The sequence below is a fragment of the Ectothiorhodospiraceae bacterium 2226 genome, from assembly GCA_013348725.1.
Taxonomy (GTDB): Bacteria; Pseudomonadota; Gammaproteobacteria.
Genome location: CP054689.1, coordinates 1520758 through 1532638, shown reverse-complemented (window position 1 = coordinate 1532638; position 11881 = coordinate 1520758). Strand labels below are relative to the sequence as shown.

Sequence of the window (11881 nt, the reverse complement as noted above, 5' to 3'; positions counted from 1 at the left end):
CTCGCGCTGTTGATCGCGCTGTTATGGCTCGGCGCGCCGCTTGTCGCCGGCGCCGAGACAACCGAGATCTTCACCGTCAGCGGGCCGTGGACCGTCCCTGAGGGCGTCACCGAAGTTACCGTGGAGGTATGGGGTGGCGGTGGCGGCGGCGGCACAAACGGGAACCATGGCGGCGGCGGCGGTGGCGGTGGTGCTTATGCGGCGGCGACGGTGCCCGTGGTCGCCGGCGACATCTATAGCATCATCGTGGGTGCCGGTGGGGGTGCCGGCGCGGCGGCGGGAACGTCGCAATTCGGCCCTGACGGAGGTGCCGCGCCCGTGATCGCCCCGGGCGGTCAGGGGGGGGCGGACAACTCCACCGCCGCAGGCGTAGGGGGCAGCGGGGCATTTGGCGCTGTTACTGCGAATGGGTGCAGTGGTGGCACGGGGCAGCAGGGCGGGGGAAACATGCGCGCCGGCGGCGGCGGGGGCGGTTCGCCCCTCAACTGCTCGGTCGGTGGCGACGGTTCGGCGAACGTTCCCGGCAGCGGCGGCAGCGGCGAGGGTGCGGGCGGCGCGGGCGGCGCATCGGGAGCGAATGGCGCCGACGGCGCGGCGCCGGGTGGCGGGGGCGGCGGCAGTGGGGACGGTGGCAGCGGCGGCAGCGGCGCGCGCGGCGAGGTGAGGCTCAGCTACGTGATCACCACCTACACGATCTCGGGAACGGTCACCAACGCCAATGGCGAGCCGCTCGCTAACGTGCTGGTTACTGCCGAGGGCGGTCATACGCAGGAAGTGTCGACCGATGCCGGAGGCGTTTTTTTGTTCGACGGCGTGACGCACGGCTCATCTAGCATCGCCGTTACCCCGGCGCTACAAGGTTACACCTTCGATCCAGACAGCCATCTCGTACCCGGCCCCGTAGACGCGGATGTCGTCAATGTGGACTTCACGGGAATGCCCGCGCTCGACCACGTTCGCCTGGAGCATCCCGGCAGCGGCTTAACGTGCCAAACGACGCCAGTGGTGGTCAGGTTGTGCGCCAACGCGGACTGTACCAAGCTACATACCGATCCGACGGAGGTCAGCCTCAGCCCGCCACAGGCATGGCCTGACGCCACCGTCACCGTCAGCGCAGGCAGCGCCCTGCTCGCACTCCGGCATCCGACGCCCGGCGTGCTCACCTTGGGCGCGAGCGCCGCCGGCGCGGCCTCCGCGAGCCAATGCGTTTCCGGGAGCGGCTGCCAGTTCACCGTGCATGAGGCGGGCTTTGCGCTCGAGCTTCCCAACATCGCGGCGTGCTCGGTCGGCGAGGGAATCATCCGTGCGGTGCGGGCCGATCCCAGCAATCCGGAACGCTGCATCGGCGACGGCGGTTTTGCGTCACGCACGGCCAGTCTCGGCTTTTGGTACACGTACAGCGATCCGGCGGACGGCCTACGGGGCGTGCATGTTCACACGGAGAGCCCGCCGATCGAACTCGGTGGCGTCTCGCCCGGCACACCCGTCGAGTTGGAGTTCGACGAAGCGGCCGAGGCGACGTTTAGCTTCAGCTATGCCGATGCCGGACGCATTGCGCTGCACACACGATTCGCCGACGACGAATTGCTGATGGAGGGTGCCGGTACCTTCGTGGCGGTGCCCGAACTGGTCATCGAGGCGCATGCGAGTGGCGGGGGTGGCGCGATGACCGCGGCCGGCTTGCCCAGCCCGCCTGATCGGCGGCACGCGGCCGGGTATCCCTTCGACATGCACGTGCGCGCCCAATGCGCAGATGGAAGCATCTCGCCCGGCTTGCACACACCGAGTTTCGCGCTCGACGACATCCAGATCGAACACGTGCTAGCCGAGCCCGCGGGTGGTGAGCCGGGGTCGCTGGCGGTGACTGCCTTCGCTGTCGAGGGTGGCCAGGCGACCGTGGTCGATCAGGCCGTGTCGGAGGTGGGTCGACACATCCTGCGTGTCGTGCCGCCGGATTACTTGGATGTGCCGATGAATTCGGTTGATCTCGTACCGGCGGCGCGCTTTACTCCGGGCTACTTCGACGTGTTGGTAATGGATCACGGGTGCAGCAACAGCCCCGGCATGACCTACAGCGGTCAGGCGCTCGGCGAGGTAGTCGTTAATGCCCAGCGCCACGGCGGGGGGCTGACCAGGAACTACGACGGCGCGTTGGGTTACGCCCAGGAGGTTCGTCTCGTGGATGCAGCAAACGATGCCGAAACAGGACTCAGCGGCCATGTGCTCGCGGCCAGCATATTCGCAAACGGTACCGCCTCCGTCATCAGGGACACCGGCACCGGCGCCGGTGTGACGTACACCTTCGACGACGTGGAGACCCTCCCCTACGACCTAACGTTACGCGCCGTCGACGCGGACGGAATCAGCTCAGCAACCGGTCTCGAAGACAAAACCGAGGTGCGCAGCGCACGCCTGCGCGTTGCCAACGCGCACGGCACCGATCAACTCGGCCTGCCCGTGCCACTGCGCATCGAGAGTTGGCGGGATCTGGGCGGCGGTCTCGCGACCTGGCTGATCGAACAAGACGATCAGTGCACGGACATCGTCCTCGGCGCGGTCAAGGACGAAGCCTACCAGGAAGACCTCAGCAGCATCACCATTGACGGAATCGCATTGGTCAATGGAGAAGGTGCGATTGAACTTGCAGCGCCACACGCCTACGGCAGCGTGGATCTCGTTGTGGATCTCGACAACGCCGGCGCACCTTGGCTCAAGTTCGACTGGGTCGGTAGCGGGAGTGCCGAGAATCCAAAGGGACGGGCGAGCTTCGGCATTTTCGGCGGCAATCCGAAGCGGTTGTACATGCAGGAGCGTTATTGAAGGGCGACTGCGTACGCGGAGGCGGTCGTCAGGGCTCATCCTCCCAACACACCCCCTGGGGGGGGCTTGCGCGTGGGGCCGCCAAGGCCCGTCACTTGGTTGAATCCCGTACAACGTGCGTTTTAACTTTTGGGGCGTGGCGGCCACTTGACCGCGCTTCCCGCGCGGCATGTGACCAGGTCCAGCCGTCCATAGTCTGTGCGCAGACTCGCGTGCGCCTTTCTCAGGACCACGCCCGCCACCATCACGGCATGGGCGGGGCGCGCATGTAGTGCAGCGTGAACGGCGCGCGCTGAGGCCCGGTCAATCGGCCTCGGCGCCGACCTCCATGCCGAGTTCCTTGATCTTGCGGGTGAGGGTATTGCGCCCCCAGCCGAGCAGGCGCGCGGCGTCCTGGCGGCGCCCGCCGGTGTGGGCGAGCGCGGTCTCGATCATGATGCGCTCGAAGGCGGGCGTCGCGACATCGAGCAAGCCCTGATCGCCGCGTGCGAGACTCTGGTCGGCCCACTCGCGCAGCGCCTGTTGCCAGCCGGTGGGGGCGGCGACCGAGGCCTCGCCGGGCGCGAGTTCGGGCGGCAGATCCTCCATGTGCACCACCTTGCCCGGCGACATGACGGTGAGCCAGCGGCAGGTGTTCTGCAGCTGGCGCACGTTGCCGCGCCACTCGAGACGCGTGAGGTAATCCTCCACCTGCGCGTCGAGCGTCTTGGCCTCGACGTTCAACTCGCGCGCCGCGGCCGCCAGGAAGTGGCGCGCGAGCAGGGGGATGTCCTCGCGCCGCTCGCGCAGCGGCGGCACGTGCACGCGGATCACGTTCAGACGGTGGAACAGGTCCTCGCGAAACTGGCCCTGCGCGACGCGCGCCTCCAGGTCCTGATGCGTGGCGGCGATGATGCGCACGTCCACCTTCACCGGCGCGTGCCCGCCGACGCGGTAGAACACGCCGTCGGACAGCACGCGCAGCAGCCGCGTCTGCAGCTCGGCCGGCATGTCGCCGATCTCGTCCAGGAACAGCGTGCCGCCGTCGGCCTGTTCGAAACGTCCGCGGCGCTGGGTCTGCGCGCCGGTGAACGCGCCGCGCTCGTGACCGAAGAGCTCCGATTCCAGCAGATCGCGCGGGATGGCCGCGGTGTTGAGCGCGATGAACGGCTTGTTCGCGCGCGGGCTGTGGCGGTGCAGCGCGGCGGCCACCAGTTCCTTGCCGGTACCCGATTCGCCGTTGATGAGCACGGTGATGTTGGAACGCGCGAGGCGGCCGATGGCGCGAAACACCTCCTGCATGGAGGGCGCCTCGCCGATGATCTCCAGCGGGGCCAGGGCCTGCGGCGCGGCGGCGCCCGCCTCATCGTCGCGGTGCGCCACCGCGCGGCGCGCGAGTTCCACGGCCTGATCCACGTCGAAGGGCTTGGGCAGGTATTCGAAGGCGCCGCCCTGATAGGCGGACACCGCGCTGTCGAGGTCGGAGTGCGCGGTCATGATGATCACCGGCAGCTCAGGGTAATCGCTGCGGATGCGCTCCAGTAGCGCGAGCCCGTCGGTACCCGGCATGCGGATGTCGCTGATGATCGCGTCGGGTCTCTCGCGCGCCAGGGCGCGCAGCACCGCGCCCCCCTCTTCGAACGCGGTGACCTCGAACTGCTCGTCGCGCAACGCGCGCTCCAGCACCCAACGGATGGAGCGGTCGTCGTCGACCACCCAGATGCGGCTCTGCCCGCTCATGCCGGCCCTCCTGGCTGTGTATCGGTTCGGGTATCGACGCCCTGGTCCGGCTTTAACGGCAACAGCAGGGTGAACACCGTCTGCCCCGGCCGGCTGCGGCACTCGACCAGCCCGCCGTGTTGCCCGATCAGGGACTGGGCGATCGGCAGGCCGAGGCCGGTGCCTTCGGCGCGCGAGGTGACCATGGGAAAGAAGATGCTCTCCTGCATGTCGGCCGGGATACCCGGGCCGTCGTCGATGATGTCCACGCGCACCACCAGCTTGTGGCGCACGTGGCCGATGGTGTACTGGCGCAGCGTGCGCGTGCGTAGCGTGATATGCCCCTCGCCTTCCACCGCCTGCGCGGCGTTGCGCACGATGTTCAGGACCGCCTGCACCAGCAGGTCGCGGTCGCCGTAGAGCTCGGGAATGCTGGGGTCGTAATCGCGCCCGATGGCGACGCCGCGCGGCACCTCGGCCGCCACCAGGCTGCGCACGTGCTCCAACACCTCGTGGATGTTGAGCGCGCACTTTCTCGGCAGGCTGTTGGGCCCGAGCATGCGGTCGACGAGCGCCTGCAGGCGATCGGCCTCGCGGATGATGACCTGGGTGTATTCCTTCAGGTCCTCGGCCGGCAGCACCCGTTCCAAGAGCTGGGCGGCGCCGCGCAGGCCGCCGAGCGGGTTTTTCACCTCGTGCGCGAGCCCGCGCACCAGCGCGCGGGTGGCCGACTGCTGCGCGAGCAGCTGCTCCTCGCGCGAGATGCGCAGCTGGCGATCGACCTGGGTCAGCTCGATGAGCAGTTCGTCGCCCGCGCCCACTTCCCGCAGCGGCGTTACGGTAAGGTCCACGGTCATGCGCTGGCCGGCGGGAATGTGGAGCACGCGCTCGCGCACGGTGAACGGGTGGCCGGAGGCCAGCGCCCCGCGCAGGCTCTCGGCAAACTCGGCGTCCGGGAGTAGTTCGGCGAAGCTGGTGCCCGTCACGCGCCGCCGGCTGGCGGCGAGCAGGATCTCGGCCGCGGGGTTCAGGTAGCGCAGGCGCAACGCCGCGTCCACCAACAACACGGCGGTGTGCATGTGGTCCAACGCGCGGCGCTGCGGTTCCTGCATCTCGTCCATAGTCCCGCTGTAGCAAGAAGTGGTCCAAAGCCCCGCGATGGTGCGCGACCGCTGCCGCAGCGGGCAGTTAGCGTGGCCACCGAGCCCACAGCATACCGCGCGCGCGGGCACGGATGCACCAAAATAGTGCGCGCTTCGGCGCGCCGGGCGCGCCGCGCACCAAGGGAGGACGAATCGGCGCACGCTGGACAGGGACGCCATACCGTAGAGGGCATGAAGGAATCTCTGGTTGAGCCTCGGCCGCCGCGCAGGCGCTCGAGACCAGCACCAACATGTACGGCTCACTCCCGCTCGCTGCGGAGTTCCACGCGAAGCAGCTCCCCAACGCCCACCTATGACTGACGGACGGCGCTGCAGATCTCCACCGGCGGTTCAACGAACGCGCCCACACTCAGCAGCGCGCGCTTGCCATCGAACCGCACCCCGTAAAACAACGCCTCCCGCGATCCGCCGAGGTAACGCTCGAATACACTCGGCATCCGCTTGTACACGGTGCCTGTGAACTGCACCGCAGCGTCCCCGCGCAGCGGGGGGATGTCTCGGACAATCGGGCCATCAAAGATCGACCCGTCCATCCCAAGCTCGCGTTGCAGCAACGCATCCGTGGACCGTCTGATGCTTTCCACGGGAATGAAGTACAGCTCCGGTCCGCGAGCGCGCCTTCAGCCACGACCCCGTCACCTCGACCGCGTCGGTGCAGGCCTCATAACGCTCCATATGAGGCTCGAGGATGCCGGCATGCACGTCCTTGTGCATCACGCCGAGCGATGACTTGCGTTCGTCGGGCAATCGGAGCAAATGCGCGAACAACCTGGCCGCTCCCGCCGAGCAGGTAGGCAGGATTGATTCCTTGCTCGGCTGTCGGAAAGAACCGCTGGCGGGGGGCTTGCAAACTCTCCAAAACGCCCGCGCGAAGGCAGAAACTCGCGGTTGAGTTACGTCTTCGGTGCGCCCTTGTACTCCTGCGCGAACTGCTCGCGCAGCGAGGCCCAGTGCAGGATGACCGATTCGCCCTTCGATGCAGTGCAAGCGCTGCATGATCCAGGTTAGAGGTCCAGCGGGAGCGACGAGCCCTTCAACGCCTGCAGCCCGGTTGTCCACTGGCACCGCGCCGTCGATAAACGATACCCTCGGAACGCACCATGGACGCCGTCGTAACCGACGGCTTCGAGCCGTTCGTCACGCAGCATCGCGAGGACCACGTTTCTCGCTGCGGTATGATGAATCCAGCATGGTGTTCTTTAGGCTTCTTTGATCAGCCGAGATCAAAAAAAAGCGCCCCCGAAGGGGCGCTTGCACGGCTGCGTCGACGTCCTTACAGGCTGTAGTACATGTCGAATTCGACCGGATGGGTGGTCATGCGCAGGCGCGTGACGTCGGCCATCTTGAGGGCGATGTAGGCGTCGATCATGTCGTTGCTGAACACGCCGCCCTGGGTGAGGAACTCGCGGTCGCGGTCCAGCGCCTCGAGGGCCTGATCCAGCGCGTGGCACACGGTCGGGATCTCCTTGGCCTCTTCCTTGGGCAGGTCGTAGAGGTCCTTGTCCATCGCCTCGCCGGGGTGGATCTTGTTCTGGATACCGTCCAGGCCGGCCATCATCAGCGCGGCGAAGGACAGGTAGGGGTTGGCGGTGGAGTCCGGGAAACGCACCTCGATGCGGCGCGCCTTCGGGTTGGTGATGTACGGGATGCGGATCGAGGCGGAGCGGTTGCGCGCCGAGTAGGCCAGCATCACCGGCGCCTCGAAGCCCGGCACCAGGCGCTTGTAGCTGTTGGTGGAGGCGTTGGTCAGCGCGTTCAGGGCGCGGGCGTGCTTGATCACGCCGCCGATGTAGTACAACGCGGTGTCGGACAGGCCGCCGTACTTGTTGCCGCTGAACAGGTTCTGGCCCTCTTTGGCCAGCGACATGTGCACGTGCATACCGCTGCCGTTGTCGCCCACCAGCGGCTTGGGCATGAAGGTCGCGCTCTTGCCGTAGGCGTGCGCCACGTTCTGGATCACGTACTTGAGGATCTGGACCTCGTCGGCCTTCTTGGTCAGGGTGTTGAAGCCCACGCCGATCTCGCACTGGCCGGCGGTGGCCACCTCGTGGTGGTGCACCTCGACCTTCATCCCCATCTCCTCCAGCGCCAGGCACATGGCGGCGCGGATGTCGTGCAGGGAGTCGACCGGCGGCACCGGGAAGTAGCCGCCCTTGACCGTCGGGCGGTGGCCCATGTTGCCGTCCTGGAAGACCTTCTCGGAGTTCCAGGAGGCCTCTTCGGAGTCGATCTTCACGAACGAGCCGGACAGGTCGGCGCCCCAGCGCACGTCGTCCAGGATGAAGAACTCGTTCTCGGGGCCGAAGTAGGCGGTGTCGGCCAGGCCGGTGCTCTTCAGGTAGGCCTCGGCGCGGCGCGCCAGCGAGCGCGGGTCACGGTCGTAGCCCTGCATGGTGCTGGGCTCGATGATGTCGCAGCGGATGTTGAGCGTGGGCTCGTCGAAGAACGGGTCCATGATTGCCGTCTCGGCGTCCGGCATCAGGATCATGTCGGACTCCTGAATGCCCTTCCAGCCCGAAATCGAGGAGCCGTCGAACATCTTGCCGTCGGTAAACACGTCGGCGTCGACGGTGCTGGCCGGCACGGTGACGTGCTGCTCCTTGCCGCGCGTGTCCGTGAAGCGGAAATCCACGAACTTCACGCCCTTCTCTTCGATCAGCTTCAAAACATCCTGAGACATGGCTTCGCCTCCAACTGGCGTATATCGATCGGTGTGTAGCGTGCCGCGGGTGGCGGCACCTTGCGCCGAGACGTAGCAGGTTCCGTGCCAGCGTCTAAGCGCTTAATCCTGGGGCGCCCGAGCGGGCCGCTGCCGCCGCCCACGCACCAATGTGGTGCATGTGGCGCCCGCGCGCCCCGATGTAGTGCGTGCGGCGTGGGGCGGGCACTGCGGCGGTGCGCCTAGCTGAACATCACCTCCACGGGTCCCACGTAGGGCAGCCGCGCCGCGCGCTCGCGCAGCGCCTCGGCGATGCGCTCGGCGTGCGCGGCGTCGCGCGTGGCGTCCAGCGGCAGGATAACCTCCACGTGCACGCGCCCATCCAGATAGTGCAGCACAAGGCGGCGCGCGGTGCGCGCCTCAGGCACGTCGGCCCAGGCCGCATGCAAGGCCGCGCGCACCGCATCGCGCTCGGGCAGGTCGAGGCACGGGGCGGCGCTGGCATCGTCCTCGGGGTCGACGTGCACCGTCACGTCACTGACCTCCTCCATCGCGTCAATCACCCGCGCGCGGACGGTCTCGCCGATCTGATGACCCTCGGAGACGCTCACCCGCCCGTCCACCAACACGTGCACGTCGACCAGCGCCTCGGCGCCCATGCGCCGCGTGCGCAACTGGTGCAGCGCGCGCACGCCCGGGGTATCCAACATCACCTGCCGAATCTCGTCCAGGCGTGCGGCGTCGAGACCGGTATCGACCAACTCGCGCAGGCTGTGCCAGGCGAGGTGCCAGCCGATCTTGATGATCATCAGCCCCACCGCCACCGCCGCCACGGCGTCCAGCCATGGGTAGCCGATCATCACGCCGAGCACGCCGAGCACCACGATCACCGAGGAGATGGCGTCGGTACGGTGATGCCAAGCGTTGGCGCGCAGCAGGTTGGAGCGGATGCGCCGGGCGACGCGCACGGTGTAGTGGTAGAGTGCCTCCTTGGCGAGCACCGAGAGTACCGCCACGGCCAACGCGAGCAGGCCGGGATGCAACAGCAAGGCGGGGTCGAGCAAGCGCCGGGCGGCGTCCCACATGATGCCCAGCGCCACCGCGATCAGCAGCAGGCCGACGCCCACCGTCATGGCGGTCTCGATGCGGGCGTGCCCGTAGGGGTGCTCCGCGTCGGCGGCGCGGCTGCCGTGCTTGGCGGCCAGCAGGACCATCGCGTCACTGATGAGGTCCGACAGGGAGTGCACGCCGTCGGCGACCAGCGCCGCCGAGTTGCCGATGACACCGAACACGATCTTGGCCGCCGCGAGCAGCAAATTGACCGCGCCGCCGACCACGGTGACGCGCCGCGCGGCGGCATAGCGGGCCCCGCCCGCGTGCGCCGCGCCCGTGGGCGTGACCGTCGCGGAACGGGGCTCGGCGTCCATCAGCAGACCTTGAGGGTGATGATCAGTTCGCGGTCGCGCTCGGCGATGTCGAGCACCTGGTGGCCGTGCACGCGGCACCAAGCGGGCACGTCGCTGGCCGCGCCGGGGTCGGTGCAAACCACCTCGAGCGTATCACCCGGCGCGAGTTCCTTGATCTTGTCCTGCACCCGAATCACGGGCATCGGACAGAGCAGACGACGGGCATCGAGCACCACGTGGCTCACACGTGCCACTCCTGCGGAATGGCGTCGGCGGCGAACGGCGGCACCTCGAACTCGCGCTCCTCGCCGGTGTCGCGGGTGACCGCCACGCGCACCGCCGCGGCGCTGCGTCCCTGGCTGTAGCGGGCCGTTACCCGCGCCGCGAGCTCCAGGTCGGCATCGTTGGCCACGCCGTCCAGCAGCACCAACGGGCCGCTGTGGCTGACCGGGCGCAGGTGGGTGAATTGCTTGCGGTAGCCCTCGAGGAAGTTGTTCTCGCCCTCTTCGCGCCCGATGATGAGCTTGAAGTGCGGGCGCGGGCGCAGGTGGCGGCCGACCTTGAGCAGCATGATGTCGTCCACTTCGTAGTCGCGCTTACCGCGCGCACGCCACAGGTCGGCGAGCTTGTGCGAGTAGGCCTCGTCGGTCAGAAAGCAGCAGCCGCCCGCCGGCTGCGCGTACTCCTCGATGCCGAACTGCGCGGCCAGCGCCATCTGCGGCTTGCGCGAGCGGCCGTTGAAGTCGTACAGGCGCTCGCGGTCCACCCAGCCCTCCCGCTCGGGCAGCGTGGGCGGCAACAGCTTGGCGCACAACGGACGCAGCAGGCGCTCGCCCGCACCGGACTCGCGCGCTACCACCGGCATGGTGTCGCGGCGCTGGCTCTTGGGCCGCTGGCCGATCACCTCGCCGGTGATGATGAAATCGAAGCCGTTCTCCTCCATCCACGCCACGGCCTTGCTCACCATGAAGCCCTTGCAGTCCAGGCAGGGATTCAGGTTGGCGCCGTAGCCGTGCTTGGGATTGAGCACGACGTCCTTATAGGGTTCGGAGATGTCGACGATGTGCAGCTTGATGCCGAGTTGCTCGGCGCTCCACAGTGCGTTGTTGCGCTTGGGACGCTCGCGGTCGCGCTTGCGAATCGCGTGGGTGTGGCCCTCGACGCAGAATCCGGTGAAGAAGTTAATGCCCTCGACGTGTATGCCCTGCTCGAGCATCACGCGCGCGGCGAGCATCGAGTCGAGCCCGCCGGAGATGAGGGCGACGGCCTTGCGCTGCTTGTCCATGGCACTGCCCTGATCGGTGAGGCCGCCGGCGGCGGCGATTCGCGGTCATCGAACAGATTATCTTACCGGAAGGGGCGTAGCGCCGGTAGCGGCGGTAAACCGAAGGTCGGGGCGCCCGACGGACCCGGCCGACCTTAATGGCGCGCGTCGCTCGGCGCCTCGAAGGGCTCCGCGTCGGTGACCTCGCGCAGCATGCGCCGGGCGCCGGCACTGCCGGTGTCGCGCAGCAGTTCGAGCGCGGCGATCGGGTCGAGCGGGGCCTCGCCGCCGCGCAGCCGACGCATGATCTGCAGCACGTCCATGAGGTTGACGAAACCCTCGGCCAAGGCCTCGTAGGTGTCGGCGTGCTGATGGGCGGTGTTCTGGGCAAGGGCGTGGTAGGCGCCGCGACCGAGGTCCACGTAGTAGCTGAGGCGCACACGTCGGCGCCGCGCGCGCTGTGGGAACAGCCCGGAGTAGAGCAGGCACTTGTCGCCCACATCGCGCAGGCGCTCGTGGCGCAGCCCGCCGCCGCTTGCCTGGCCGGCGAGGTATTCGAGCGCGAGCACGCTGTGCGCCATCTCCGGCTTGGCGACAAAGCGCATGAGCAGGAAAACGAGGTAGCTTTCCAGCTCTTCGGCCAAGGCGCAGCCGGCCGCCTGTTCGGCGTCGCGCACCAGTGTGTGCCACTGGGCGGTGGAGTTCGGACCCAGAACCAAATCGCTCATCGATGCCCTCCACGGCAGGCCACCGGCGCGGCTTCCCGGCACACGCCGGTGGCATGTCACCCCGACTCCGACCGGCGCGGCACGGAGCCACCTCAACATCAACTTCTTCCGGCGCGCAGACCGCCGCCTTATCAGCCGTGGCC

The 11881-nt window shown here is 68.0% G+C and carries 9 protein-coding genes; 1 reads left to right on the top strand and 8 read right to left on the bottom strand.

Going from position 1 to position 11881, the window contains the following annotated elements:
* The first annotated feature begins 9 nt into the window (after positions 1-9).
* Complete coding sequence (locus HUS23_07365) at positions 10-2820, top strand: carboxypeptidase regulatory-like domain-containing protein (GenBank protein ID QKT03642.1); 2811 nt, start codon at positions 10-12, stop codon at positions 2818-2820.
* A 303-nt stretch (positions 2821-3123) separates the two neighbouring features.
* On the opposite strand, the gene ntrC is transcribed toward HUS23_07365, so the two are convergent.
* From ntrC to HUS23_07325, 8 genes are all read right to left on the bottom strand, one after another.
* Positions 3124-4539, bottom strand: a complete 1416-nt coding sequence (ntrC, locus tag HUS23_07360; protein QKT03641.1) for a nitrogen regulation protein NR(I) — start codon at positions 4537-4539, stop codon at positions 3124-3126.
* Positions 4536-5639 (bottom strand): nitrogen regulation protein NR(II), encoded by a 1104-nt coding sequence (gene glnL, locus HUS23_07355; protein ID QKT03640.1) that lies wholly within the window; start codon positions 5637-5639, stop codon positions 4536-4538. The genes ntrC and glnL overlap by 4 nt, the downstream gene beginning before the upstream one ends.
* Before the next feature lie 332 nt (positions 5640-5971).
* Positions 5972-6235, bottom strand: a complete 264-nt coding sequence (locus HUS23_07350; protein QKT03639.1) for a hypothetical protein — start codon at positions 6233-6235, stop codon at positions 5972-5974.
* Positions 6236-6954: 719 nt separating this feature from the next.
* Positions 6955-8361, bottom strand: a complete 1407-nt coding sequence (gene glnA, locus HUS23_07345) for a glutamate--ammonia ligase (GenBank protein ID QKT03638.1) — start codon at positions 8359-8361, stop codon at positions 6955-6957.
* Between the two features lie 221 nt (positions 8362-8582).
* Positions 8583-9767: a cation transporter gene (locus HUS23_07340; protein QKT03637.1), complete on the bottom strand. Its 1185-nt coding sequence runs from the start codon at positions 9765-9767 to the stop codon at positions 8583-8585.
* Entirely contained in the window at positions 9767-9991 is a 225-nt protein-coding gene (locus tag HUS23_07335) for a sulfurtransferase TusA family protein (protein QKT03636.1), read from the bottom strand. Before HUS23_07335 ends, HUS23_07340 begins: the two co-directional genes overlap by 1 nt.
* On the bottom strand, positions 9988-11031 hold the full coding sequence (locus tag HUS23_07330; GenBank protein QKT03635.1) for a tRNA (5-methylaminomethyl-2-thiouridylate)-methyltransferase: 1044 nt from the start codon (positions 11029-11031) through the stop codon (positions 9988-9990). Before HUS23_07330 ends, HUS23_07335 begins: the two co-directional genes overlap by 4 nt.
* Positions 11032-11165: 134 nt before the next feature.
* Positions 11166-11738, bottom strand: a complete 573-nt coding sequence (locus tag HUS23_07325) for a hypothetical protein (GenBank protein QKT03634.1) — start codon at positions 11736-11738, stop codon at positions 11166-11168.
* Between the last annotated feature and the right edge of the window lie 143 nt (positions 11739-11881).

Coding starts and splice junctions, on each gene's coding strand:
- glnA (QKT03638.1), bottom strand. CDS start 8,361: ATGTCTCAGGATGTTTTGAAGCTGATCGAAGAGAAGGGCGTGAAGTTC.
- HUS23_07330 (QKT03635.1), bottom strand. CDS start 11,031: ATGGACAAGCAGCGCAAGGCCGTCGCCCTCATCTCCGGCGGGCTCGAC.
- glnL (QKT03640.1), bottom strand. CDS start 5,639: ATGGACGAGATGCAGGAACCGCAGCGCCGCGCGTTGGACCACATGCAC.
- HUS23_07340 (QKT03637.1), bottom strand. CDS start 9,767: ATGGACGCCGAGCCCCGTTCCGCGACGGTCACGCCCACGGGCGCGGCG.
- ntrC (QKT03641.1), bottom strand. CDS start 4,539: ATGAGCGGGCAGAGCCGCATCTGGGTGGTCGACGACGACCGCTCCATC.
- HUS23_07325 (QKT03634.1), bottom strand. CDS start 11,738: ATGAGCGATTTGGTTCTGGGTCCGAACTCCACCGCCCAGTGGCACACA.